At 70.8% G+C, this 24670-nt stretch carries 19 protein-coding genes and 1 pseudogene; 5 read left to right on the top strand and 15 right to left on the bottom strand.

What is annotated here, in order from left to right; translation table 11 throughout:
* Positions 1–182 precede the first annotated feature (182 nt).
* The 10 genes from HN031_RS10585 to HN031_RS10540 all read right to left on the bottom strand — a co-directional run bounded on the left by HN031_RS10585 (position 183) and on the right by HN031_RS10540 (position 14871).
* Positions 183–1163, bottom strand: a complete 981-nt coding sequence (locus tag HN031_RS10585; RefSeq protein WP_172269668.1) for an electron transfer flavoprotein subunit alpha/FixB family protein — start codon at positions 1161–1163, stop codon at positions 183–185.
* Complete coding sequence (locus HN031_RS10580) at positions 1160–1933, bottom strand: electron transfer flavoprotein subunit beta/FixA family protein (RefSeq protein ID WP_172269666.1); 774 nt, start codon at positions 1931–1933, stop codon at positions 1160–1162. Before HN031_RS10580 ends, HN031_RS10585 begins: the two co-directional genes overlap by 4 nt.
* Positions 1930–4470, bottom strand: a complete 2541-nt coding sequence (locus HN031_RS10575; protein ID WP_172269664.1) for an FAD-dependent oxidoreductase — start codon at positions 4468–4470, stop codon at positions 1930–1932. Before HN031_RS10575 ends, HN031_RS10580 begins: the two co-directional genes overlap by 4 nt.
* 157 nt (positions 4471–4627) lie before the next feature.
* On the bottom strand, positions 4628–6448 hold the full coding sequence (locus HN031_RS10570; protein ID WP_216652105.1) for a BCCT family transporter: 1821 nt from the start codon (positions 6446–6448) through the stop codon (positions 4628–4630).
* Positions 6449–6552: 104 nt separating this feature from the next.
* The gene (locus HN031_RS10565) at positions 6553–7551 is read right to left on the bottom strand and encodes an ABC transporter substrate-binding protein (protein ID WP_172269662.1); all 999 of its coding nucleotides are present in this window, start codon (positions 7549–7551) and stop codon (positions 6553–6555) included.
* A gap of 45 nt (positions 7552–7596) precedes the next feature.
* Complete coding sequence (locus HN031_RS10560; protein WP_367650727.1) at positions 7597–9657, bottom strand: ABC transporter permease; 2061 nt, start codon at positions 9655–9657, stop codon at positions 7597–7599.
* Complete coding sequence (locus HN031_RS10555) at positions 9654–10679, bottom strand: glycine betaine/L-proline ABC transporter ATP-binding protein (protein WP_172269660.1); 1026 nt, start codon at positions 10677–10679, stop codon at positions 9654–9656. The genes HN031_RS10560 and HN031_RS10555 overlap by 4 nt, the downstream gene beginning before the upstream one ends.
* The gene (betA, locus tag HN031_RS10550; protein WP_172269658.1) at positions 10676–12430 is read right to left on the bottom strand and encodes a choline dehydrogenase; all 1755 of its coding nucleotides are present in this window, start codon (positions 12428–12430) and stop codon (positions 10676–10678) included. Before betA ends, HN031_RS10555 begins: the two co-directional genes overlap by 4 nt.
* Positions 12431–12433: 3 nt before the next feature.
* On the bottom strand, positions 12434–13915 hold the full coding sequence (locus HN031_RS10545) for an aldehyde dehydrogenase family protein (RefSeq protein ID WP_172269656.1): 1482 nt from the start codon (positions 13913–13915) through the stop codon (positions 12434–12436).
* 137 nt (positions 13916–14052) lie between these two features.
* Positions 14053–14871 (bottom strand): IclR family transcriptional regulator, encoded by an 819-nt coding sequence (locus HN031_RS10540; protein WP_172269655.1) that lies wholly within the window; start codon positions 14869–14871, stop codon positions 14053–14055.
* A 122-nt stretch (positions 14872–14993) separates the two neighbouring features.
* Here HN031_RS10540 and purU point away from each other — a divergent pair, with 122 nt between their 5' ends.
* The gene (gene purU / locus HN031_RS10535) at positions 14994–15860 is read left to right on the top strand and encodes a formyltetrahydrofolate deformylase (protein WP_172271598.1); all 867 of its coding nucleotides are present in this window, start codon (positions 14994–14996) and stop codon (positions 15858–15860) included.
* A gap of 30 nt (positions 15861–15890) precedes the next feature.
* The gene (locus tag HN031_RS10530) at positions 15891–17570 is read left to right on the top strand and encodes a formate--tetrahydrofolate ligase (RefSeq protein ID WP_172269653.1); all 1680 of its coding nucleotides are present in this window, start codon (positions 15891–15893) and stop codon (positions 17568–17570) included.
* Between the two features lie 172 nt (positions 17571–17742).
* Here HN031_RS10530 and HN031_RS10525 read toward each other — a convergent pair whose 3' ends face one another.
* Together HN031_RS10525 and HN031_RS10520 are read right to left on the bottom strand one after the other, a co-directional pair.
* Positions 17743–18069 carry a YciI family protein gene (locus HN031_RS10525; RefSeq protein WP_253943051.1) on the bottom strand — a complete coding sequence of 109 codons (327 nt, stop codon included), beginning with the start codon at positions 18067–18069 and terminating at the stop codon, positions 17743–17745.
* Positions 18070–18178: 109 nt separating this feature from the next.
* Positions 18179–18439: a DUF4287 domain-containing protein gene (locus HN031_RS10520; RefSeq protein ID WP_172269649.1), complete on the bottom strand. Its 261-nt coding sequence runs from the start codon at positions 18437–18439 to the stop codon at positions 18179–18181.
* A gap of 202 nt (positions 18440–18641) precedes the next feature.
* Here HN031_RS10520 and HN031_RS10515 point away from each other — a divergent pair, with 202 nt between their 5' ends.
* Complete coding sequence (locus HN031_RS10515) at positions 18642–19550, top strand: helix-turn-helix domain-containing protein (protein WP_216652103.1); 909 nt, start codon at positions 18642–18644, stop codon at positions 19548–19550.
* Positions 19551–19689: 139 nt separating this feature from the next.
* On the opposite strand, the gene HN031_RS22305 is transcribed toward HN031_RS10515, so the two are convergent.
* The 3 genes from HN031_RS22305 to HN031_RS10500 all read right to left on the bottom strand — a co-directional run bounded on the left by HN031_RS22305 (position 19690) and on the right by HN031_RS10500 (position 23102).
* A complete protein-coding gene (locus tag HN031_RS22305) occupies positions 19690–20247 on the bottom strand; it encodes an NAD(+)--rifampin ADP-ribosyltransferase (RefSeq protein WP_172269647.1) in 558 nt (185 codons plus the stop codon).
* A 594-nt stretch (positions 20248–20841) separates the two neighbouring features.
* Positions 20842–21612, bottom strand: coding sequence for an amino acid ABC transporter ATP-binding protein (locus tag HN031_RS10505; RefSeq protein ID WP_367650726.1), 771 nt, complete (start codon positions 21610–21612; stop codon positions 20842–20844).
* Positions 21609–23102, bottom strand: coding sequence for an ABC transporter substrate-binding protein/permease (locus HN031_RS10500; RefSeq protein WP_172269645.1), 1494 nt, complete (start codon positions 23100–23102; stop codon positions 21609–21611). Before HN031_RS10500 ends, HN031_RS10505 begins: the two co-directional genes overlap by 4 nt.
* 156 nt (positions 23103–23258) lie before the next feature.
* Here HN031_RS10500 and HN031_RS10495 point away from each other — a divergent pair, with 156 nt between their 5' ends.
* Together HN031_RS10495 and HN031_RS10490 are read left to right on the top strand one after the other, a co-directional pair.
* Positions 23259–23882 carry an alpha-ketoglutarate-dependent dioxygenase AlkB gene (locus tag HN031_RS10495; protein WP_172269643.1) on the top strand — a complete coding sequence of 208 codons (624 nt, stop codon included), beginning with the start codon at positions 23259–23261 and terminating at the stop codon, positions 23880–23882.
* 400 nt (positions 23883–24282) lie between these two features.
* Positions 24283–24654: pseudogene (locus tag HN031_RS10490) on the top strand (MarR family winged helix-turn-helix transcriptional regulator); the annotation flags it as partial.
* Positions 24655–24670: the final 16 nt, after the last annotated feature.

The following is a 24670-nucleotide window of genomic DNA, read 5'->3' as shown; positions in this document are numbered from 1 at the left end:
AGCGCAACTGCGGACACGCTTCAAACGCGGGGTCGATTCCCGAAGGGAGAGTGCCACGCGTTGGCCACGACTATGAACGTCGCGGGGCCCCGGGTCAAGCAGAACGCGCCGTGACCACCCGCATGGGCGCCCCCGGCACGGCCCCGACCACCCGCCCGCGGGCGGCCCGGGGCCCGTTCGGGTCAGCCGCGCCGGCGGCGGATCTCGGCGTTGACCGCCGGGATGACCTCGTGGAGGTCGCCGATCACCGCGTGGGTGGCCTTGGTGACCATCGGTGCGTCGGGGTCGGTGTTGATGGCCAGGATGGCCTTGGCGCTGCTGCAGCCCGCCCAGTGCTGGATGGCACCGCTGATGCCGCACGGGATGTAGAGGTCGGGCGCGATCCGGCTCCCGGTCTGGCCCACCTGCTCGTGGTGGGGGCGCCAGCCGAGCGAGGTCACCACGCGCGAGACCCCGAGGGAGGCGTCGAGGAGGTCGACGAGCTCGAGGATCTCGCCGAAGCCGTCGGCCGAGCCGGCCCCGCGCCCCGCGCCGACGACGACGCGCGCCGACTTCAGCGCGCCGGACAGGTCGGGCGCGGGCTCGTCGGTGGACACCACGCGCGCGACGAGGTCGGCCTCGGCGACGTCCGGCGTCTCGATGACGAGCTCGCCCGCACCGGGGGCGTCGGCGGGGGTGGCCTGCACGGCGTGCCCGGCGACCGTGAACACGGCGGGCCGCTGCCCGAGCTGCATCTCCTCCAGCGCGGCGCCGCCCACGACCTGGCGGGTCACCGTGAAGGGCGACAGGCCGCCGAAGGAGACGGCGTTGGCGGCCATCGGCACGCCGGTGCGTGCCGCTGCGTGGGCCAGCACCTCGTTGCCGCGGGACGTGCCGGCGGCCATCAGCACCACCGAGCCCGCCCGCTCGCGGACCGCGAGCATCCCGGCGGCCCAGGCTGCACCGGCATAGGCGTCGTACGCCGACCCGGTGAGCGCGTGGACGCGCCGGACGCCGTAGGACGCGAGCTCGCCGACGAGCGCGTCGTCGGGCCGGCCGACGACGACGGCGTCGATGGCGACCCCGCCGCCGGCGGCGGAGAGGTCGCGGGCGAACGTGAGGGCCTCGCACGAGGTCTCGACGGCCTCGCCCGCGGGCGTGACCTCCACCAGGACCAGGATCATCGGGCCAGCACCCCCAGCTCCTCGAACAGGTCGACGACGGCGGCCGCGGCGCCGGCGCCTTCGCCGAGCACTTGGACGCTCGAGGCCGACGGCGGCGGCAGCACGAGCCGCACCCGCGACGGGCCGACCGGCTCGCCGGTGGGCTCGCGCTCCTCGATCGGGGCCTTCTTGGCCTTCATCCGGCCGGGCACGGTCGGGTAGCGGGGCTCCACGCCGCCCTCGAGGATCGTGACCACAGCGGGCAGCGGCAACCGGTAGGTCTCGAAGCCGTCGGGGCCGGCGCCGCTCGCGGTCACCTCGCCGTCGGACACCGAGACCGTGCTGACGCCGTTGACGACCGGCCAGCCGAGCTCGTAGGCCAGGCGGATGCCGACCTGGAAGTCGCCGGTGTCGGCGGCGTCGTTGCCGAGCAGCACGAGCTGGTGCGGCGAGCCGGCCGCCTCGTGGTCGCGGACGACGGCGGCGATCTCGCGGGCGACGTCGGCCGGGCCGTAGCCCTGCGGGTCGGCGACGACGTGCGTCGCGGCGCCGCACCCGACCGCGAGCGCGGAGCGCAGCTGCTCCACCGCGTCGGCGTCGCCGAGCGTCATCACCGTGGCCGTGCCGCCGTCGGCCGCGGCGACCCGGACGGCGAGCTCGACGGCGCACTCCTCGTGGGCGCTCGTGGTGAAGCCCGCGAAGCGGCCGTCGACGCCCTGGCCGTCCTCGGTGAGGACGACCTCGCTCGAGGAGTCGACGACGCGCTTGACGCAGACGAGGGGCGAGGTCACTTCAGACGCTCGTTGGTCGGGTCGAGCAGTGGGGTGGCGTCGACCGAGCCGACGGTGACCGGGTAGAGCTCCTCCATGTAGGACACGGCGAGCTCGTTGCCGAGGACGGCCTGGTCGGGCGGGAGGTAGGCCATCAGCACGTGGGCGCCGAGCGAGGGCGCGGAGCCCGCGCTGGTGACGTAGGGGTGGTGGCCGTGCCCGTCGGTGAGGACACCTCCGTCGCGGGTGAGGATCGGCTCGCCACCGAGCATGTATCGCTTGGTGCCGGACGCCGACGTGTGGTCGTCGACGGTGAGGGTGCAGAGCACCGACTGCGGGGCGGCGTCACGCTGCGCGAGGTAGGCCTCCTTGCCGACGAAGTCGGCCGCCTTCACCTTGGGCCGCTGCATCCCGGCCTCGACGATGCTGCGCTCGGCGTCGAGCTCGGCACCGAAGGCGCGGTAGCCCTTCTCGATCCGGCCCGTCGTGCCGTAGACGCCGATGCCGGCCGGGACCGCACCGTGCGGGGCGCCGGCCTCGAGGAGCGCCTCCCAGAGGTCGGCCGCCTGCGACATCGGGACGTAGAGCTCCCAGCCGAGCTCGCCGACGTAGGAGATGCGGGACGCCAGGACCGTGATCCCCTCCCCCGAGCCCGCGGAGACCGTGATCTCGCGGCACGTCAGGAAGCCGAAGCCGCCGTCGGAGACGTCGTCGGAGGTGAGCGAGGTCAGGATGTCGCGCGCTCGCGGACCCCAGACGCCGATCGTGGAGACGTCGTCGGTGAGGTCGGTGAGCCGGGTGGAGCCGTCCTCGGGCAGGTGCCCCGAGAACCAGGCCCGGTCGGCCATCCCGTGCGCACCGCCGGTGACGACCCGGAAGTGGTCGTCGCCGAGGCGCATCACGGTCAGGTCGGAGCGGAAGCCGCCCTTGGCGTCGAGCACCGGCGTGTAGACGACCTTTCCGGTGGCGACGTCGCACTGCGCCACACAGGTCCCCTGGACGACGTCGAGCGCCCCGGGGCCGGTGATGTCGAAGATGCAGAACGCCGACAGGTCGATCACCGCGGCGGCCTCGCGCATCCGCAGGTGCTCGGCGTTGATGATCGGGCTCCACCAGCGCGAGTCCCACTCGTGCTCACGCGGCATCACCGCGTCGCCGTACTGCTCGAGCAGCGAGGCGTTGGACTCGTACCAGAAGGGTCGCTCCCACCCGGCGGTCTCGAAGAAGACGGCGCCGAGCTTGGCCTGCGAGTCGTGCATCGGCGAGAGCCGCTGGTCGCGGTCGGACTCGTACTGCTCGCCGGGGTGGATGATGCCGTAGGTCTTGATGAACGACTCGGTCGTGCGCAGGCGGGTGTGCTCGCGGCGCTTCTGGTGCTCGTGGAACCGCGCGATGTCGCTGTGGTGCAGGTCGATCTCGGAGTGGCCGTGGGTCATCCACTCCGCGACCGCGCGGCCCACGCCGGGCCCCTCCTTGATCCAGACAGCCGAGGCCGTCCAGAGGCCGGCGACCTCGCTCTCGCCCAGGATGGGGTTGCCGTCGCAGGTGAGCGACAGCAGGCCGTTGATGGCGTAGCGCATCTCCGCACCCTCGGCGCCCAGCAGCTCCGGCATCAGCTCGTAGGCCTGCTCGAGCTGGGGGTCGAAGTCGTCGGAGGTGAACGGCATCTCGGTCGGCGACAGCTTGGCCTGCTCGATCGAGGGGATGTCCTCGGGCTCGTGGAGGATCGCGCGGTGGGCGTACGAGCCGACCTCCATGTCGGCGCCGTGCTGGCGCTCGTAGCAGAAGGTGTCCATGTCGCGGACGATCGGGAAGGAGATCTCGCCCTCCCGCTCGGCCAGCTGCGGGCAGGGGCCGACGCTGATCATCTGGTGGACGGCGGGGGTCAGCGGGATGCTGATGCCGGCCATGTCGCCGAGCTTGGGGCTCCAGACGCCGGCCGCGATGACGACGGTGCCGGCCTCGATGTCGCCGCCCGTGGTGCGCACGCGGGTGATGCGCCGGTTGCCGTTGGCGCCCTCCTCGGTGTCGAGGCCGACGACCTCGACCGTGGGGACGACGGTCAGCTCGCCGGTGGCGAGCGCGCGCTCGCGCATGATGGTGCCGGCGCGCAGGGAGTCGACGACGCCGACCCCGGGCGTCCAGAACGCCCCGATGAACTGGTCCTCCTCGATGAAGGGGACCTTCTCCTTCACGAACGCGGGGCTGACCAGCTCGGCCTCGATGCCCCACGCGCGGGCGCTCGACATCCGGCGCCGCAGCTCCTCCATCCGCTCCTCGGTGCGGGCGATCTCGAACCCGCCCGACTGCGTGAAGACGCCCATCTCCTCGTACTGCACGACCGAGTCGAGGGTGAGGTCGGTGATCTCGCGGGAGTGGTCGACGGTGAAGATGAAGTTGGACGCGTGGCCGGTCGAGCCGCCCGGGTTGGGCAGCGCTCCCTTGTCGATCTGCACCACGTTCTTCCACCCGAGCCGGGTCAGGTGGTGCACGAGGCTGTTGCCGACGATGCCGGCTCCGATCACGACGACGTCCGCGGTCGCGGGGACCTCTGCCATGGCTGACCTTCCTGGGGCGAGTGAGTAGCGCTGTGGTTGCGTATCACGCAACACGTTGCGTCATGTGCGACATGCAGAAATGTACGCCGCCGCTCCCCGGCACTGTCAAGGATGTCCGGGGAGCGGTCGGCGGGGTGACGCGGCCGCGGTGGACCGGTCAGTCGGTGCGGCGCTGCTCCCGGGCGGCCTCGGCGCTCGCCTCGGTGCCCGCCTCGGTGCTCGTCCGGGCCCTCGCGCCGGTCCTCGCGTCGGTGCTCCCGCTGGCGCCGCTCCCCGCGGGGCCCGGGCTCACGTCGTCGGGGTCGGCCCCGAGCGCGGCGAGCGCGACGGAGTGGTTCTCCATGGAGTCGTAGCGCTGGGCGTGGAGGACGGCCTTGCGCACCCGCGGCGGCAGCGTGGACTCGTACGGCTCCTCGCGCAGCGCCTTCATCAGCGACACGCACATCGCGCAGATGACCAGCATGAAGGGGCCGGCCACGATGATCACCAGTGTCTGCAGCGCCCCGAGTCCGCCGGAGAAGAGCAGGATCGCAGCCACCGCGCCCTGGGCGACGCCCCAGAAGACGACCAGCCAGCGCATCGGCTCCTCCTTGCCGTTCTGGCTCAGCATGCCCATCACGATGGAGGCGGAGTCGGCGCCGGTGATGAAGAAGATCGCCACGAGGAAGACGGCCAGCACCACGGTGATGCTCGCGAGGGGGTACTCCCGCAGCATGGCGAACAGCGCGCCCTCGCTGCCCGTCGCGAGCTCGTCGGTGAAGTCGCGCGCACCGGAGAGCTGCAGGTCGAAGGCCGAGCCGGCCATGATCGAGAACCACACGAACGACACCAGGCTCGGCACCAGGATCACGTAGATGACGAACTGGCGGATCGTGCGGCCCTTCGAGATGCGCGCGATGAACATCCCGACGAAGGGCGTCCACGAGATCCACCAGGCCCAGTAGAAGATCGTCCAGGCGCTCAGGAACTCGGTGCCGCCGAAGGCGCCGGTGCGGAACGCCATCGTCGGCAGGTGCGTGAGGTAGCCGCCCAGCGACTCGGTGAAGGTGCTGAGGATGAACACCGTCGGACCGACGACGAAGAGGAAGAGCACCAGCAGCAGCGCGGCGACCGCGTTGGCGTTGGAGAGGATCTGGACGCCCTTGTCGACGCCCGTGACCGCCGACAGCACGAAGCAGAGGGTCAGGACCGCGATGACGCCGACCGTGAGCCACCTCGACTGGCCGCTGCCGAAGACGTCGTCGAGCCCGCCGGTGATCTGCAGCGCGCCGAGGCCCAGCGAGGTGGCGGAGCCGAAGAGCGTGGCGAAGATCGCGATCACGTCGATGGCCTTGCCCGGGCCGCCCTTGGCGTGCCGGCCGAGCAGTGGCCCGAAGGCGCCGGACACGAGGTTGCCGGACCCCTTGCGGTAGGCGAAGTATCCGATGGCGAGGCCGATCACGGCGTACATCGACCAGGGGTGGAAGCCCCAGTGGAAGAAGGCGTACTCCATCGCGACGCGGGCGCTGTCGGGGGTGGACGGGTCGCCGCGGCCGGGCGGGATGCTCGCGGCGTCGGTGGCGGTGAGGTAGGTCAGCGGCTCCGCGACGCCCCAGAACATGAGGCCGATGCCCATGCCGGTGGCGAACATCATTGAGACCCAGGAGAAGGTGGAGAACTCGGGGGTGGAGTCGTCCGGGCCGAGCTTGATGTTGCCGTAGCGGGTGAGCGCCAGGTAGGCCGAGAACAGCAGGAACATCGCGCTGACCAGGATGAACAGCCAGCCGAAGGACCGCGTCAGCCAGCCGAGCACCTCCCCGGTGCCGGTGCCCATGCCCTCGGAGTCGAGGATCCCCCACAGCAGGAAGGCACAGGCGAGCGCTGCGGCGACCCCGAAGGTGACCTTGTCGAGCGGGAAGTGACCGTCCCCGGTCCGGCCGCCGTCGCCGGGCGTGGGCACCCGGGTGTCCGGTCCCCCGATGGGTTCCTTGAGTGCCATGGTCCGCCCCATTCCGTTGCGCGTTGCGCAACCTAGTGCGTGGTTAGCAACACACAGTGGCCCCGCCCCGGTCGACTGTCAAGGGTCGACCGGGACGGCGGCCGTCAGCCGAGCCAGGCGTCGACCTTGTCCTGGTTGTCCTCGATCCACGTCGTCGCGGCCTCCTCCGGGGACATGCCGTCGCCCGCGATGTAGCCGGCCACGACGTTCTGGTCCTCGTTGGTCCACTCGAAGTTCTCGACCAGCCCGACGGCGGTGGAGTCGGAGGCGGCCCAGTCGGTGCCGACGATCTTCTTGAGCTCGGTCTCGGGGTAGTCGCAGGCGACGTCCTGCGGGTCCGCCTGGCAACCCTCCTCGTAGGGCGGCAGGGCGACCTTGGCGAGCGGCACCTCGGCCATGAAGTACTGCGGCTCGTAGAAGTAGCCGATGAGGAACTCCTTGTTCTCCTCGGCCTTGCGGAACGCCTCGATGCTGGCGGCCTCGGACCCGGAGAACACGACCTTGAAGTCGAGGTCGAGGTTGCTCACGATCGCCTCGTCGAACTGGACGTACGACGGGTCGGCGCCGAGGAACTGGCCCTGGCCGCCGGACTCGGAGGTGGCGAAGTCGGCGGCGTACTTGTTGAGGTTCTCCCACTCGAGGATGTCGGGGTGCTCCTCGGCGAGCCACGGCGGGACGTACCAGCCGATGATGCCGACGTTGCCCTGCGGCCCCATGTCCATCGCGGTGCCGTCGCCCTCGCCCTCGAAGAACTTCTTCTCGAGGTCGGGGTGGCCCCAGTCCTCGATGACGACGTCGACCTCGCCGGTGCCGAAGCCCTGCCAGGACACGTCCTCCTTGAGGTCCTTGTAGTTCACCGTGCAGCCCAGCTGGTCCTGGGCGACGGTGCCGACGACGTAGGCGCTGGCCTCGTAGCCCACCCAGGGGTTGACGGCCATGTTGAGCTCACCGCACTCGCCGCCGGCCTCGGCGGCCTCGGCGGCCTGCGACTCGTTGGCCTCGGTCTCGGCCTCGATGGACCCGCCCCCGCACGCAGAGAGGGCCAGGGTGGCGACGGTGGCGAGTGCCCCCAGCCGAGCCCCCCGGCTCGTGACGATCCTCATGGTGGTTCTCCTTCTCTCCTCAGCGGTCGACAGGACCGGTGGTTGTCAGTGGGGCGGCCCGATCGGCAGCCGGATGTGGAAGGCCCGCCGCGTGCCGGGGCCGTCGTCGCGGCGCACGTCGGCCGCCGCGCGGGTGATCCGGTCGAGCATGATGCCGAGGAGCACGATGGCGAGGCCGGCGGCCAGGCCCTTGCCCCAGGCCTCGCTGCGGGAGAAGCCGTAGACGACGCCGAAGCCGAGCGCACCGGCTCCCACGAGGCCGCCGATGACCGTCATCGACAAGACGTAGAGCAGGCCCTGGTTGGTGGCCAGCACCAGCGAGCCCCGCGCCATCGGGAGCTGCACCTTGACGATCTCCTGCCACGTGGTCTGCCCGGTCGAGCGACCCGCCTCGATCGTCGTGGGCGAGACGCCCTTGACCCCGTCGGCGACCAGCTTGATGGCCGCCGGGGCGGCGTAGACGATGGCGGCGACGATGGCGGTGAAACGCGAGGGGCCGAAGAGGGCCAGCACGGGGATGAGGTAGACGAACGGCGGGATGGTCTGCCCGGCGTCGAGGACCGGCCGGATGCCGAGGTCCACCCTCCGGTCCCGGGCCATCCAGACCCCGAAGACGAGGGCCAGCGCCATCACCAGCACGGTGGCGACCATGGTCATGGTCAGGGTGATCATCGCGTCGTGCCACAGGTCGAGGTAGTAGATGCCGGCCAGGCAGACGAGCGTCGAGACCAGCGCCCGCGCGCCGCCAAAGACGAACGCGAGCGCGGAGATCGCGGCGAACGACACGTACCACGGCGACTCCGCGAGGAGCGACTGCATGGGGTTGAGCAGCGCGTTGGTGATCGCGTCCTTGAACGCCCCGGTGAGCTCGCCGAAGGTGTCGGTGAACCAGTCGACGCCGTCGCCGACCGCGGACCCGATCCGGTCTCCGATGCTGTAGGTCGGGAACTCGGCGAGGGTGACGTAGGTGCGCGACAGGTAGACGGCCACCAGCGTGGCCGCGGCCCCGACCAGGAGCAGCACGCGGCGCACCCGCGGGTCACCACCCCCGCCCCGCGCGACCTTCTCCGCGCGCTCGCTCGCCGCCGTCGTGGTGCGGTCGAGCATCACCGCCATCACCACGATCAGTGCGCCGGGGACGACGGCGGCGCCGACGTCGTTGATCCGCAGTGCATCCAGCACCGGCTGGCCGAGCCCCGGGCCGTCGACGAACGCGGCCAGCGTCGCCATCGACAGTGCGGCCAGCGTGGTCTGGTTGAGGCCCACGATGATGGTCTTGCGCGCCATCGGGACCTGCACCTTGAGCAGCCGCTGCCAGGAGGTCTGCCCGGCCGAGTCGGTCGCCTCGATGGTCGTCTCGGGCACCTCCCGGATGCCGAAGCCGGCGATGCGGATCAGGGGCGGCAGCGCGTAGATGAGCGTCGCGACGACCGCGGCGCTCGTGCCGATGCCGAAGAAGAGCACGATCGGCAGCAGGTAGACGAAGGTCGGCATCGTCTGCATCAGGTCGAGGAAGACCGTGACCACCCGATTGGCGCCGGCGTGCGTGCCAATGAGCACCGCCAGCGGCATCCCGATGACCACGACCATCGTCACCGCGATGCCGGTGACGATGAGCAGGTCGAGCGAGTCCTGCCAGAAGCCGAGGACGCCGAAGGACAGGAAGGAGGCGCACACCAGGATCGCGATCCGCCAGCTCGCGATCGCCAGCCCGACGTACGTCGCCAGCGCGACCACGCCGAGCCAGCCGATCTCCGGCACGGGCCGGGGCAGGTTGGGCTTGACGACCATCCGCTGCAGCCAGTCGACCCAGGAGCGGAAGAACTCGGCGATCGCGTTGGTCACCTGCATGACCGGGTTGGTGTCGCGCCCGGCCAGGAGCCAGTTCTGGAGCTCGGTGAAGCTGTCGTGCAGCTCGGTGCGGGCCACGCCCGGAAGCGGCAGCGTGTCCGTGCCCTCGGTGAAGGACCACACGACGATCCACGCCACCACGACCGCGGAGGCGGGGATCCAGCGGCTGAGGTGGGCCTCGGCCTCGACCGGCGGCGGCGCGCCCGGCTCGACGCGCCGCGGTGCGGCCTCCGGATCGGTCGCGGTGGCGGTCACGGCTCCTCCTCGGCCACGACGACGCGCATGATGTCCTCCTCGTCGACCACCCCGACGAGCCGGTCGCCGTCGACGACCCGGATCGGGTGCTCGGAGGCGATGGCGGCCCGGGCGGCCTGGCGCACGATCGTCGAGACCGGCAGCGCCGGCCCGTCCATCGACTCACCGGGTCGCGGCTCGCGCATCACCCACTTCAGCGTCAGCACGTGCGACTTCGGGACCTCCGAGACGAAGTCCTTGACGTAGTCGTCGGCCGGGCGGGCCACGACCTCGTCGGGGGTGCCGATCTGCACGATCGCCCCGTCGCGCAGGATCATGATCCGGTCACCGAGCTTGAGGGCCTCGGCGAGGTCGTGGGTGATGAAGACCATCGTCTTGCCGAGCTCGCGGTGCAGCCGGATGACCTCGTTCTGCATGTCGCGGCGGATCAGGGGGTCGAGCGCGGAGAACGGCTCGTCGAAGAGCAGCATCTCCGGGTCGCCGGCCAGGGCGCGGGCCAGACCGACCCGCTGCTGCATGCCGCCGGAGAGCTGGTCGGGGTAGGACTTCTCGTAGCCGGTGAGACCGACGAGGTCGACGACCTGCCCGGCCTTCTCCCGCCGCTCCTTCTTGGGGACGCCGCGCACCTCGAGCCCGTAGGCGACGTTGTCGATGACCTGCCGGTGCGGCAGCAACCCGAAGTGCTGGAACACCATGGAGACCTGGGTGCGGCGTACGTCGCGCAGCTGGCTCTCCGAGGCCGAGGTGATGTCCATCCCGTTGAGCGACACCGTCCCGCTGGTGGGCTCGATGAGGCGGGTGAGGAGCCGCACGAGCGTCGACTTGCCCGACCCGGAGAGGCCCATCACGACGAACACCTCGCCGGGTGCGACCTCGAACGACACGTCCTTGACCCCGACCACGTTGCCGGTCTTGGTCTTGAGCTCGGCGCGCGACAGCTCGGCGTCGGCCGTGCCGATGATGCGGTCCGAGCGGGGACCGAAGATCTTCCAGAGACTGTCGACCGACAGGGCTGCCGTCATGGCTGCTCCTCCGCTGGGTGGTGGACGGAACCGGCGGGGACCGCGTTGCGCGGGTCCCCGGGCGGGTGGAGCGGGGACTGGTCACGGTGCCGGTAGTAGGGCACCTCGGCGGGAGCGAGCGGCGTATTACCCAGAATGAGGTCGGCAGCCTTCTCGGCGACCATCATCACGGGCGCGTAGATGTTGCCGTTGGTGACGAACGGGAAGACGCTGGCGTCCACCACGCGCAGGCCCTCGGTGCCGTGCACCCGGAGGCTCGCGGGGTCGGTGACGGACAGGTCGTCGGTGCCCATCTTGGCGGTGCACGAGGGGTGCAGCGCGGTCTCGGCGTCGCGGCGCACCCAGTCGAGGACCTCCTCGTCGGTGCTCACCGACGGACCGGGCGACAGCTCGCCGCCGTTGAACGGAGCGAACGCCGGCTGGTTGAGGATGTCGCGGGCGACGCGCACGGCCTCGACCCACTCCCTCCTGTCGTTGTCGGTCGAGAGGTAGTTGAAGAGCATCCGCGGCTTCTGCCGCGGGTCGGTCGAGGCGATCCGCACCCACCCGCGGGTGTCGGCGTACATCGGGCCGATGTGGACCTGGTAGCCGTGGGCGTACTTGTCCTGCCCCGCGGGCGCGGAGCCGTCGTAGCGGATCGCGATCGGCAGGAAGTGGAACATGAGGTTGGGCCAGTCGACGTCCTCGTTGGAGCGGCAGAAGCCGCCGCCCTCGAAGTGGTTGGAGGCCGCCGTGCCGGTGCGCCTGAACAGCCACTCCAGCCCGACCAGCGGCCGGTTGCGCCACTTGAGGCCCTCGACGATCGAGACCGGCTGGAGCGAGGCGTACTGGATGTAGACCTCGAGGTGGTCCTGGAGGTTCTCCCCCACGCCGGGCAGGTCCTGCACCATCTCCACGCCCAGCGGCCGCAGGTGCTCCGCGTTGCCGACACCGGACAGCTGCAGCAGCTGCGGGGAGTTGATCGCGCCGCCGCAGAGGATGACCTCGCCCGCGCTCACCTGCTCGTGGCGGCGGCCGGCGCGGAGGTAGTCGACGCCGACCGCGCGGGTGCCCTCGAAGCGGATGCGGGTGGCCTGGGCGAAGGTCTCGACCGTGAGGTTCTTGCGCTTCATGACCGGGTGGAGGTAGGCCCGGGCGGCCGACATCCGCACGCCCTTGACGATGTTGCGGTCGAAGCGCCCGAAGCCCTCCTGGCGGTAGCCGTTGACGTCGTCGGTCAGGGGGTAGCCGGCCTGCTGCGCCGCCTCGAAGAACGCGCTGAAGAGCGGGTTGGTGGCCGGGCTCCGCTCGAGCACCAGCGGACCCGACCCGCCCCGCCAGGCGTCGGCGCCGACCTGCCCGTCGGGCATGACCAGCGACTCCATCCGCTTGAAGTAGGGCAGGCAGTGGCGGTAGTCCCACGCCTCCATTCCCGGCTCGCGGGCCCACCGCTCGTAGTCCATCGGGTTGCCGCGCTGGAAGATCATCCCGTTGATCGAGGACGAGCCGCCGAGGACCCTGCCGCGGGCGTGGTAGATCCGGCGCCCTCCCATCGCCGGCTCCGGCTCCGACTCGTACTTCCAGTCGTAGAGGGAGTTGCCGATCGGGAACGGCAGCGCCGCCGGGGCGTGGATGAGCGGGTCGAAGCGGTCGGTGCGGCCCGCCTCGAGCACGAGCACCGACGTGGAGGGGTCCGCGGAGAGGCGGTTCGCGAGCGCGCAGCCGGCCGACCCACCACCCACGATGACGACGTCGTACCGGTTCGCAGCCACGGCCTACCCCGGCATCCTCGGCGAGAACCAGCTCTGCACCGCCGGCCGGACGTTGTGCCAGACATGCTTGGTCTCGCGGTACTCCTCGAGCCCGGCGAGCCCGAGCTCGCGCCCGGTGCCCGACTGCTTGTAGCCGCCCCACTCGGCCTGGGGGACGTAGGGGTGGTAGTCGTTGATCCACACGGTGCCCATGCGCAGCCGCGCGGCGACGCGCTCGGCGCGGCCGGCGTCCTGGGTCCACACCGCACCGGCGAGGCCGTAGATGCTGTCGTTGGCGATGGCCACCGCCTCGTCCTCGTCGCGGAACGTCTCGACGGTGAGCACCGGCCCGAACGACTCGTCCTGCACCACCGCCATCGACGTCGTGCAGCGGTCGAGGACCGTCGGGAGGTAGTAGAAGCCGTCGGCCAGCGCCGGGTCGTCGGGGCGGGCACCGCCGCAGCGCAGCACCGCTCCCTCGGCCAGCCCGCGGGCGACGTACGCCTCCACCTTGTCGCGGTGGGCGGAGCTGGTGAGCGGACCGGTCTCGGCGTCGTCGTCGAAGGGACCGCCGAGGCGGATCACGCGAGCGCGGGCGACGAGGGCGTCGACGAACTCGTCGTGGATCGACTCCTCGACGAGGAGGCGCGCACCCGCGGAGCAGACCTGGCCGGAGTGCAGGAAGACCGCGGTCAGGGCGTAGTCGAGCGCCACGTCGCGGTCGGCGTCGGCGAAGACGATGTTGGGGTTCTTGCCGCCGAGCTCGAGCGCCACCTTCTTGACCGTCGCCGCGGCGGCTGCGCCGATCCGGCGCCCGGTCTCGATGCCGCCGGTGAAGGACACCATGTCGACCCGCGGGTCCGTCGAGAGCGGCGCCCCGGCGGTGGCACCGGCGCCCAGGACGAGGTTGCCCACCCCGGGCGGCAGTCCCGCCTCCTCGAGCAGCCGCATGAGGTGGATGGCGGAGTGCGGGGTCAGCTCGCTGGGCTTGAGCACGAACGTGTTGCCCGTGGCCAGGCAGGGCGCGACCTTCCAGGAGACCTGGAGGAGCGGGTAGTTCCAGGGGGTGATGAGGGCGCACACCCCGATCGGCTCGTGCACGATCCGGCTGACCACGTCGGGCCGACCGGTGTCGACCACCCGGCCCGCCTCCTCGGTCGCCGTGCGGCCGTAGTGCCGGAACACCGAGACCACGTCGGCGACGTCGTACTGCCCCTCCACGAAGCGCTTGCCGGTGTCGAGGGCCTCCATCCGCGCGATCAGGTCGGTGTCGCGCTCGAGGAGGTCGGCGAGCCGCAGCAGCAGGTCGCCGCGCTCCCGGCCGGAGGTGGTGGGCCAGGGTCCGTCGTGGAAGGCCGCGTGGGCGGCGGCGATGGCGGCCTCGGTGTCGACGGCCTCGGCCTCGTCGACCTCGGCGACGAGGGTGCCGTCGGCCGGGCACCGGATCTCGCGGCGCGCCCCGGAGAGCGCGGTCGCCCACGCTCCGTCGATGTAGAGATCCGGCACGCGTGTCCTGCCCTCGGTGAGTTGTTGCGCATGTCGCAACCAGGTGCTCCGAGCGCAACCGGCGAGACACCCCGAAGGATGGTGCGAAGCCCTTGTCCCGTCAAGGGCCGAGCCCCGGGTGGTGGGGACAGTGTGACCTACCTGTGACCCCACCCGAGACGGTGGGACACCTCGCGGGCGGCTTCGACGACCGCCCGGACCACCTCGGCCAACCGGTCCTCGGGCAGCCGGAACGACGGTCCGGAGACGCTGATCGAGGCGACCACGTCGCCGTGCGCGTTGCGGATCGGCGCGGCGACCGCGGTGAGGCCGACCTCCAGCTCGTCGACGGCGACGGCGTGGCCCTGCTCGCGGACCTGGGCCAGCTCCTCGCGCAGCTGCGCGCGCCGGGTGATCGTGTGGGGGGTGTACGTCGCCAGCTGGCCGAGGACGGCCTCCAGGCCGGGCTCGTCCAGCCCGGCCAGCAGCACCTTGCCGTTGCTCGTCGCGTGGAGCGGGATGTGCTGCCCGACCCAGTTGTGCGGCTGGAGGGCCGAGGAGCCGGCGACCTGGTCGAGGTAGAGCGCCGAGCTCTCGGCGAGGACGGCGATGTTGACCGTCTCGCCCGTGTCGGCCGCGAGCTGGCGCGCGATCGGCCGGGCCTCCTGCACGAGGTCGAGGCGTGCCGTCGTGGCGCCCGCCAGTCGGAGGATGCCCATCCCGAGGCGGTAGCGCCCCCGGTCGGCGGTCTGCTCGACGAGGCGGTGCGCCTCGAGCGTCGCGACCAGCCGGAAGGCGGTGCTCTTGTGGACGCCGAGCTCGCCGGCGATCTCGGTGACGCCGGACTCGCCGGTGCGCGCCAGCACCTCGAGGATCCCCAGCGCGCGGTCGACCGACTGCACACCCGCACCCGTCACGGCGGAGCTCGCGGGCGCCTGCTCCTCGCCCCGGTCCTGCACGTCGGCACCCTTCGCCATGGGGGGACACTAGCGCAGCGGCTGTTGCGTATCGCAGACTGCGTTCCGTGGAGCGCAACAGCAGCGGTCCCATCGCCACCACCACGCCGGCCACCACGGCCGACCACTCGTCAGGAGACACCATGCCGCACGGCCCCGGCGGAGCCGCGTACGTCCTCACCCTCTCGTGCCCCGACCGCCCCGGCATCGTCCACGCCGTCTCGGGCTTCCTGGTGGAGCAGGGGGCCAACATCGTGGAGAGCCAGCAGTTCGGCGACCGCCTCACCGACACCTTCTTCATGCGGATCGGCTTCGACGCCGACGCTCCCCGCGGCGCCGACGCGCTCCGCGGTGACTTCGCGGGGGTCGCCGAGCGGTTCGGCATGGAGTTCGAGCTGTGGGCGGCGGCCGCGCCTTACCGCACGCTGATCATGGTCTCCAAGCACCTGCACTGCCTCAACGACCTGCTGTTCCGCGCCAGCACCGGCGCCCTGCAGATCGAGATCCCGGCCGTCGTGTCCAACCACCCCGACGCCGGCGCGCTGGCGAGGTCGTACGGCGTGGAGTTCCACCACGTCCCGGTGACCCCCGAGACCAAGGCGGACGCCGAGAAGCGGCTGATGGAGCTGGTCGACGAGACCGGCGCCCACCTGGTCGTGCTCGCCCGTTACATGCAGGTGCTCTCCGACGACCTGTGCCGCCAGCTGTCCGGGCGGGCGATCAACATCCACCACTCGTTCCTGCCGAGCTTCAAGGGAGCCCGGCCCTACCACCAGGCCTTCGACCGTGGCGTGAAGCTGGTGGGCGCGACCGCGCACTACGTGACCGGCGACCTCGACGAGGGGCCGATCATCGAGCAGGACGTCCTGCGCGTGGACCACGGCTACGACCAGGACATGCTCGTCTCGGCAGGACGCGACGTGGAGGCGCAGGTGCTCTCGCGGGCGGTGCGCTGGCACGCCCAGTCGCGGGTCCTGCTCAACGGCGAGCGCACCGTCGTGTTCCGCTGAACCGACGGCACCACCACTGAGGGAGCCGCCATGCAGTCCGACATCGAGATCGCCAACGCCGCCGTCCTGCGCCCCATCCGGGAGATCGCCGAGGAGACGCTGGGCATCGCGGAGGAGCACCTGGTGCCCTACGGGCACGACAAGGCGAAGGTCGACATCGGCTACCTCACCTCGCTGGCGGACCGCCCCCTCGGCAAGCTCGTCCTGGTGACGGCGCTGTCGCCGACCCCGCCGGGCGAGGGCAAGACCACCACCACCGTCGGCCTCACCGACGCGCTGCACGGACTGGGCCACCGCACGGTCGCCTGCCTGCGGGAGCCGTCGATGGGACCGGTCTTCGGCATGAAGGGCGGCGCCGCCGGCGGCGGGTGGAGCCAGGTCGTGCCGATGACCGACATCAACCTGCACTTCACCGGCGACTTCGCGGCCATCGCGGCGGCCAACAACCTGCTCGCCGCCCTCATCGACAACCACGTCCACCACGGCAACGAGCTCGACATCGACGTGCGCAGCGTGACGTGGAAGCGCGTGCTGGACACCAACGACCGGGCGCTGCGCGAGGTCGTCGTGGCGATGGGCGGGCACGCCAACGGCTTCCCGCGCGAGGACGGGTTCGACATCGTCGTCGCCTCCGAGCTGATGGCGATCTTCTGCCTCACCGAGTCGCGCGCCGACCTCAAGCGCCGCATCGGCGACATCGTGATCGGCTACGACCGCTCGACCAAGCCGGTCACCGCGCGCGACCTCGGTGCCGACGGCGCGATGGCCGTCCTGCTGAGCACCGCGCTGGCACCCAACCTCGTCCAGACCCTCGAAGGGGCGCCGGCCTTCGTGCACGGCGGCCCGTTCGCCAACATCGCCCACGGCTGCAGCTCGGTGATGGCCACCCGGGCGGGGCTGCGGCTGGCGGACTTCGTCGTCACCGAAGCGGGCTTCGGCGCCGACCTCGGCGCGGAGAAGTTCGTCGACATCAAGTGCCGCAAGTCCGGCCTGCGCCCCGACGTGGCGGTCGTCGTCGCCACCGTCCGTGCCCTCAAGTACCACGGCGGCGTGGCGCTCACCGACCTCGGCACCGAGGACGTCGCCGCGGTCAAGGCCGGCATGGCCAACCTGCGCCGGCACCTCGCCAACGTCCGTGACGTCTACGGCATCCCGTGCGTCGTCGCGGTCAACCGCTTCCCCACCGACACCGACGCCGAGGTGGCCCGGGTGGTCGAGCTCGTCGCCGACGAGGGCGTGCGCGCATTCCCCGCCACGCACTTCGCCGACGGCGGCAACGGCGCCAAGGACCTCGCCGAGGGCGTTCTCGCCACGCTGGCCGAGCCGTCCGCCCAGGAGTTCTCCTTCACCTACGACGACGACCTGTCGCTGACGGAGAAGGTCGAGGCGATCGCCACCCGGCTCTACGGCTCCGGGCTGGTGACGTGGGACGCCAAGGCGCGCCGCCGGCTGGAGCGCATCGAGCGCGACGGCTACTCCGGCCTGCCCGTCTGCATCGCCAAGACCCAGTACTCGTTCTCCACCGACCCCAAGTCGCTCGGCGCGCCCTCGGGCCACGAGCTGCACGTGCGGGAGGTACGCCTCTCCGCCGGCGCCGGGTTCGTGGTGGTGGTCTGCGGCGACATGATGACCATGCCCGGGCTGCCCCGCGAGCCCTCCGCGGCGCGGATCGACCTGGCGGACGACGGGACGATCATCGGGCTGTCGTAGGCGGGCAGTCCGCCGCCTGTCGGGGACGTCTGGATCTGCCTACTTGCGGGCACGGCCGAGCGCGCGGAGCTGCCGATGTCCGTGCTCACCGGGCGTTGGGTTGCACCGGGGTTGTTGTCCGGATATGACTGAGGGCCCGCGACCTAGCGGGCCCTCAGCAGTCTCGTCGGTGTCAGGACGCGTGTTGGTCGGCCTCTTCGGGCGCCTCCTGCAGTGCTCGCACTTCGACACGCGACTCCAGGGCCTTCGACGCCTTGGACGCCCAGTCGACGGCGGTCTCGTGGTCGGCGACATCGATGACCCAGAAGCCGCCGAGGTACTCCGGCGCTTCGACGAACGGGCCGTCAGTTCGGATGAGGGACTCGCCAGTGTTGTCGACGGTGACCGCCGTCGACGGCGGGTGCAGGCCACCGGCGAAGACGAACGCGCCCGAGCCCATCAGCTCTTCGATGAAGGCGCCGGCCGCGGCCATCGCAGCCTCTGCCACTGCGGGGTCCATGGACTCCAGCGTGGGCGACTCGTCGGTGTCGTGGGGCAGGGACAGCAGGTGCTGAGTCATGAGTAGTTTCTCCTTCGTAGGTCGCGCAAGACAATGAGCGTTGTAGGGGTCAGCGTGCGCTGATGCCGTCGAGGTGCAGGACACCGTTGTCGCCGTACTTCTCGGCGACGAAGTCGGGGCTCTTGGTGATGAGCTGAGCGAGGTTGGCCGCGTGGCCGTGGCCCAGGTCGTGGTCCGTCTTGAGCCAGGTGATGACGTCGGCAGCCTTTGCGCCGTCGAGGCCTTTCTCGGTGGCGAGCTCGAGGAAGCGTCGCGGCGTGATGCCGGTCTGTCGTTCGGCGTTGTCGAGGTAGGTCTGGAACCCGCTCATCGTGGATGCTCCTGCGCTGTGGGGATCGGTGAGGACGGTGCGTGCAGAACCTTCGCGGTACCCGAGCCCGCCTGACTAGGCTTTCGACGTGCATCGAAACGCGTCAGCGCCGAGCGGTCCTCGTGCCTTGTTCCACCTCGGCGCAGCTGACGTCTCAGCCATCCGTTTCGGCGTTTCTCCCTCCCACGAGCTCGCTCTCGCCGTGCGGGTGCTGCTGTCGCCCGGCAGTCAGCCGCTGCACTGGGGCTGGCTGCGCTCGCTGCGCGACCGAGTGCCGACGAAGGCGTTCGAGCTTGTTGCTTCAGTGGTGGGCGACCAGGGCTACTTCCCCGACTTCCTCACCGTCGCCCCCGAGTGGGACACGACGCTTGCTACGGAGCTCGCTCGGATACGCGCCACGGCGCACCACGCGTTCGCTGTCGACATCGGGCGCGCCCTCCGGCGACCGCCTCTCCCGGGCCATGCCGGGCCTGTTGGCCGCGCCCATCTCGACCGACTCGCCGCGGACCCGGGCGCCGGCCTCGCCGAACTCGCGGAAGCATGGGACGAGCTCTTTGACGCCCTGCTCTCACCCAGCTGGGCCCAGCTCGAGCGCATCCTGCGCGCCGACATCGGACTACGCGTGCGCCGCATGGCGGAGGAGGGACTGGCCGCGATGGTCGACACCCTGCACAGCACGATCAGCTGGCAGTCGGACGCGGTCCGTGTGTCCACCACGTCCTACGGCGACGACGTCGACTGCGCCGGCAGTGGCCTCGTCCTCGTACCCTCGGTGATGAACCCCTTGCGGTGCACCGTGCTCACCCACACAGCCGGTCGTGCGGCCATCTTCTACCCGGCCATGGGCGTCTCGGAGCGGTGGCAGCTCGAACGCGACACCCACGCACTTGAAGGCATCCTGGGAGCCGGACGGGCCAAGGTGCTCGTCTCCCTGAACGGGCCGATGAGCACGACCGAGATCGGCACGTCGTGCGACCTCGCCGTGTCCACCGCCTCGTTCCACCTGTCCCGCCTCCGCGACGCCGGCGTCGTTGACAGCCGTCGCGACGGCACACGAGTGCTGCACGTCCGCACACCCTTGGGTGAAGCACTGGTCACCAGCTCGACCTGAGACGGGGCCGGGCGACCAGCAGGACCCCCGAATCTGCGCATCCGCACATGCCGATGAGCGTGCAACGCGCTGTACGGTCAACTGCTCTCGGATCTGGCCGCGCGCATATGCGACAGCGCCGACGTGGGTTCCAGAAGGGTCATCGAGCGAAACGGCGGGACGTTGAAGGACGAGCGCCCGAGTCCACGTGGGTCGGAGCGGCGCTACTGGATTTCGCTGTAGCGGCCGAAGGGCATCCGTTCGCACCATCGCAAACGCCCGGATCTGCCGCGATGAGTGCGTCACTTCGCCGCCTGCCTGTAGTGAATTCCGGCCGCGCGCTGGCGCCGCGGACGGCTCTAGAGAGGTCATCAATCCTCGGGTTCTGAACGCAGTTCTGGTGAGAGTCCGAGCTCGCGCCTGGCCTCGCCAGTCTCAACCTTTTCGGGTCGTCCTCGAAGGGCCCCATCGGCTCGACGGCGTAGATGTGGCCTCGCCCGTCCAGACCCGCGAGCGCTGTCGCCAGCTGTGCGCCCCACGCCGCGGTGCTCTCAAGGGTGGTGAAGTAGATGTGGTTCGACACCCGCCCCGTCTGGAAGTTCGAGGAGTGGCCCGCGCGCAGCTCGTCCCCGGGGCGTAGCTCGGCCTTGGTGCCGTGAAGGAACGGTCCGGGCACGTGGTCGCTGTTCTCATGCGTCACCGGTGTCCGCGCATCCATGGTCAGGAGGCTACTGACTCGGCCGGCTCGTCGCAGCACGGTCCGCGCCGCCGGGAGGCCGAGCACGCCGGCCAACGCATGCTCGAAGTTCGTACCCCCGAGGCCGTGCTCCAGGGCGCCGCATGGAGGACGCCCACGCCTTGATGTGTCAGCCTATGCTGACAGCCATGGAGACCTCGATAGATGCCCACGGCGACGATGGTGGAGTAGTGGCTGAGCTGGCGGCGGTCGCGGAGGCGAAGCGAGTCCTGGCCCGGCGCGAGGACGTCGCGGTGCGACGAGCGCGCCACCATGGGCTGAGCTGGGCGGAGATCGGAACCCTGCTGGGTGTGACTCGGCAGACCATGCACCGCAAGTATCGGAAGGTGGGCTGACTGGGAAGCGCGCCGCGGCCGACAGCGTCACTCCGCCGCGATGCGGCGGCGGGATAGTCCGGTCCCCCTGCGGGTTCGATCCGCCTCTCTACGCGAGAACGGAGTGCCAACAGAGGCCCGGAGGATCAGCACGACCAACACGAGTGGCGTCAGCACCAGGACGAGCTCCCCGGACATGTCGGGAGGTCAACCGCATCGCGGCACCTGCCGGCCGGGTTGTTCAGCCCGGCTCGAGCACCCGCCGCAGGAATTGCTTCGTGCGCTCCTGCTGCGGGTCGTGGAGCACTTCGGCGCTGCCCTGCTCGGCGATGACGCCGCCGTCGAGGAACAGCACCTGGTCGGCGACGTCGCGGGCGAAGCGGATCTCGTGGGTGACGATCATGAGGGTCCAGCCCGAGGTCGCCAGGTCGCGGATGACAGCCAGCACCTCGCCGACCAGCTCGGGGTCGAGCGCGGAGGTGGGCTCGTCGAGCAGCACGACCTTCGGGTTGAGGGCGAGCGCGCGGGCGATGCCGACGCGCTGTTGCTGGCCTCCGGAGAGCTGCGAGGGGTACTGGTCCTCGCGGCCGTCGAGGCCGACCTGCTCGAGCAGCCGGCGGGCGTCGGCGGTGGCTTCCTCGACCTCGCGGCCCTGTACCTGGACCGGCCCCTCGAGCAGGTTCTGCAGGACGGTCTTGTGTGGGAAGAGGTGGTGCGACTGGAAGACCATGCCGCTGTGCGAGCGCAGCGCGTTCACCTCGGCGCGCCGGGTGGACCGGTCGACCGAGGTGTCGCCGAAGTCGACGGTGGCGTCAGCGATGCGTACGGTCCCGCTGTCCGGCACCTCGAGGACGTTGAGGGAGCGGAGGATGGTCGTCTTGCCTGAGCCCGACGGACCGATGAGGGCGGTGGCGGTCCCGTCGTCGGCGCTGAGGTCGACGCCCCTGAGCACGACGTTGTCGCCGAAGGCCTTGCGCAGCCCGCGGGCTTCGATCAGTGGCGTGGTGCTCACGCTGCGTACCTCCCGAGTCGCCGCTCCAGCGGCTCCTGCGCCTGCGCCACGATGAAGCAGACGATCCAGTAGTAGAGCGCCGCGAAGAGGTAGAGCGGCATGAAGTCCGCACTTGGCGACGCGGCGTTGATCGCCCGTCTCAGCAGCTCGGGCACGAGGATGACCGAGGCCAGCGAGGTGTCCTTGATCAGCGAGAGCAGCGTGTTGGACAGCGGCGGCACCGCGATCCGCGCGGCCTGCGGCAGCACGATCCGGCGCATCAGCTGCGGGTAGCGCATGCCGATCGTGGTGGCTGCCTCGTACTGCCCGCGTGGGACGGACAGGATCGAGCCGCGGATGATCTCAGCGGCGTAGCCGCCGACGTTGAGGCTGAGCGCGATGATGGCGGCGGGCACGGGCGGGATCGTCAGCCCGATCTGGCCGAGGCCGTAGAACACGATGAAGAGCTGGACCAGGAGCGGGGTGCCGCGGATCGCGGAGATGTAGACGCGGGCGGGCAGCTGGACGAGCCGGTTGGACGACATCCTGGCCAGTGCCGTGACCAGCGCCAGCACCAGGCCGATCGCGAAGCTGGCGACAGTGAGCGGGAGCGTGTAGACCAGCAGTCCCTTGAGCATGGGCCACGCTGCGCCCCGCACGACCTCGGCGGTCGAGCGGGTGTCGGAGCCCCTGACGTCGGTGACCTCGGCGGCGTCCTCGACGGTCACGTCGGCGCCGAAGTAGTCCTCCGAGATGTCTGCGAGCGTGCCGTCGTCGGCGAGCCTGGCGAGCGCGTCGTCGGCCTCCTGCTGCAGCTCGGGACTGTCCTGGCGAAAGGTGAGCGCCTGCTGACCGACGTCCTCGCCGGCGTCGCCGACGATCTCGATCTCGTCCGACCCCGTGGAGGCGAGGTAGTCGAGGACAGCGATGTTGTCGTTGACGACGACATCGACGCGCCCCTGCACGAGCAGCTCAGCCGCCTGGGCGAACTGGTCGACCGCGCGGATCTCGGCGCCGGCGTCGCGGGCGACCTGCGCCCAGTTGCTCGTCTCGGACTCCGCGGCCACCAGGCCGTCGATGTCGTCGAGCGTCCTCACGTCGTCATTGCCGGCGGCGGTGACGATCACGCCGCGGGAGTAGGTGTAGGGCGTCGAGAAGAGGTACCGCGCCTCGCGCTCGGGGTTGATCGTGATCTGGTTGGCGATCACGTCGACCCGGCCGGCGTCCAGCGCCGGGAAGATCGAGTCGAAGGGCGCCTCGACGAACTCCAGGTCCCACCCGGCCTCGTCGGCCACGGCGCGGATGACTTCGATGTCGAAGCCGGTGAGCTCGTCGGTTCCGGGATCGTGGAACGTGAAGGGCGGGTACGTCCCCTCGGTCCCGACGCGGACCGTGCGCGCCTCCGCCGGGGTGCCCGTCGACTCCGCCGACGCCGCACCTCCGGTGAGGGCCAGGGATGCGACGAACCAGCTCAGGACCACGAGGGCGAGTGCGCGCCGCGACTGCTGCATGAAAGTCACGTTAGTCGCTGCTGTTTGGATCAGTCGCCTGTGGCCGCTGGTTGACGTCACCGTGATACGCGGGTCCTAGCCCCTAGCCCGGGTCCACGCAGGGACACCGTGGAGCACGGTGCCCGGTTGTCGGTGGCGGCTGGTAGGACTGCGACCATGGACGAAGGCGCGCTTCCACTCTTCGGCGGCAGCGACCGTCATGTCTCCGGGGTGGACGAGACCTTCGGCACGGCGCACCGGGTGCAGCTCGACGCGCACTCCTGGGTGGAGCACGTTCCAGGTTGGCTGCTCGGTGCCGACGAGCTGTTCAGGGACCTGCTCGCGGGTGCCGATTGGCAGCAGCGGTGGCGCCGGATGTACGGCACGAGGGTCGAGGAGCCCCGCCTGACCGCCGAGCACCGCGACCTCGGCGACGCCCACGAGATGCTGCGCGACATGGCGCGCACGCTGACCGCGCACTATGGCGTCACCTACGACCGCCTGTGGATCAACCTCTACCGCACCCATCGCGACAGCACCGGATGGCACGGCGACGGTGCCTCGGCGCGCCGGCGCGAGTGCGTCGTCCCGGTGCTGAGTCTCGGCACCCCGCGGCGTTTCCTGGTGCGGCCGACGACGGGCGGCCCGAGCAGGACGTTCCGGCCACTGGCCGGTGACCTCATCGTGATGGGTGGCCGTTGCCAGGTCGACTGGCGTCACTCGGTGCCCAAGGAGGTCGGGCCATCAGGCCCCCGTATCAGCGTGAACTTCGCGGCGTCGAGCCAGTTCCGTCCGGACTGAGGACGAAGCGCGACTCGCCTGACACCACCCCGTTGGCCTGCATTGTCACGACGTGCTCCCCCGGATAGTGGTTCCGGGTGCTGATCGGGCGGAAGGAGTGCGTCTTGTCCACGACGACTGACTCCCCGGGCGCGATCCGACGCGAGGCCAGCTTGAACGTCCTGGGATGGATGGCGCCGTTGGCCCGCCGGAACCCGATCGAGTAGTCGATCGCCACCCGCGCCTCCGACGGACCGTCGTTGGTGATCGTCGCGCTGAACGAGAGCGAGCCGATCCATGCCACTGATCGTGCGGACAGCACGGGCCGGCCCACCTCCAGGCCCGTCCCCGTGAAACCCACGAGCCGGAGCGCTGGCGCGCTGCACGGAGTCGCGCAGGGGAGTCGCTCGACCAGCCCTCCCACCAGGCGCTCCGGCACCTCCTCGCGCGGGGCCCGATGCGCCCGACCGCCCTGGCCGAGGTGCTCGACATCGGGGCGTCCTACATCAGCAAGATCGTGCGACGGCTCGAGGCTGACGGACTCGTGCGACGATCGGCCGACCCGTCCGATCGCCGGGCCACCCTGGTCACGCTCACCCAGGACGGGGAGACCGCAGCCCGTGGCGTGTACGCCCTGGGCGACCGGATGATTGCCGAGGTCCTCCAGGGCTGGTCGCCGGGCGAGGTCGAGGAGTACACCCGCCTGACGGCCAGGTTCGTCCAGGACGCCATCACGTCCGCCGACCGGATGCTCGAACGCGGGCTCCTCCCCCCCAGCGAGACATCAGAGTGACCCGCCGGGCCTCGCC

It is taken from the genome of Nocardioides sp. zg-1308 (genome assembly GCF_013155375.1).
Taxonomy (GTDB): Bacteria; Actinomycetota; Actinomycetes; order Propionibacteriales; family Nocardioidaceae; genus Nocardioides; species Nocardioides renjunii.
This window is presented reverse-complemented; position numbering and strand designations above follow the sequence as displayed.

What these genes read in the sequence shown, in the direction of transcription:
- HN031_RS10575 (WP_172269664.1), bottom strand. Translation starts at nt 4,470, where the DNA reads ATGGCAGAGGTCCCCGCGACCGCGGACGTCGTCGTGATCGGAGCCGGC.
- HN031_RS10555 (WP_172269660.1), bottom strand. Translation starts at nt 10,679, where the DNA reads ATGACGGCAGCCCTGTCGGTCGACAGTCTCTGGAAGATCTTCGGTCCC.
- HN031_RS10525 (WP_253943051.1), bottom strand. Translation starts at nt 18,069, where the DNA reads ATGGACCCCGCAGTGGCAGAGGCTGCGATGGCCGCGGCCGGCGCCTTC.
- HN031_RS10500 (WP_172269645.1), bottom strand. Translation starts at nt 23,102, where the DNA reads ATGCAGCAGTCGCGGCGCGCACTCGCCCTCGTGGTCCTGAGCTGGTTC.
- purU (WP_172271598.1), top strand. Translation starts at nt 14,994, where the DNA reads ATGCCGCACGGCCCCGGCGGAGCCGCGTACGTCCTCACCCTCTCGTGC.
- HN031_RS10520 (WP_172269649.1), bottom strand. Translation starts at nt 18,439, where the DNA reads ATGAGCGGGTTCCAGACCTACCTCGACAACGCCGAACGACAGACCGGC.
- HN031_RS10495 (WP_172269643.1), top strand. Translation starts at nt 23,259, where the DNA reads ATGGACGAAGGCGCGCTTCCACTCTTCGGCGGCAGCGACCGTCATGTC.
- HN031_RS10585 (WP_172269668.1), bottom strand. Translation starts at nt 1,163, where the DNA reads ATGATCCTGGTCCTGGTGGAGGTCACGCCCGCGGGCGAGGCCGTCGAG.
- HN031_RS10570 (WP_216652105.1), bottom strand. Translation starts at nt 6,448, where the DNA reads ATGGCACTCAAGGAACCCATCGGGGGACCGGACACCCGGGTGCCCACG.
- HN031_RS10530 (WP_172269653.1), top strand. Translation starts at nt 15,891, where the DNA reads ATGCAGTCCGACATCGAGATCGCCAACGCCGCCGTCCTGCGCCCCATC.
- HN031_RS10540 (WP_172269655.1), bottom strand. Translation starts at nt 14,871, where the DNA reads ATGGCGAAGGGTGCCGACGTGCAGGACCGGGGCGAGGAGCAGGCGCCC.
- HN031_RS10565 (WP_172269662.1), bottom strand. Translation starts at nt 7,551, where the DNA reads ATGAGGATCGTCACGAGCCGGGGGGCTCGGCTGGGGGCACTCGCCACC.
- HN031_RS22305 (WP_172269647.1), bottom strand. Translation starts at nt 20,247, where the DNA reads ATGGATGCGCGGACACCGGTGACGCATGAGAACAGCGACCACGTGCCC.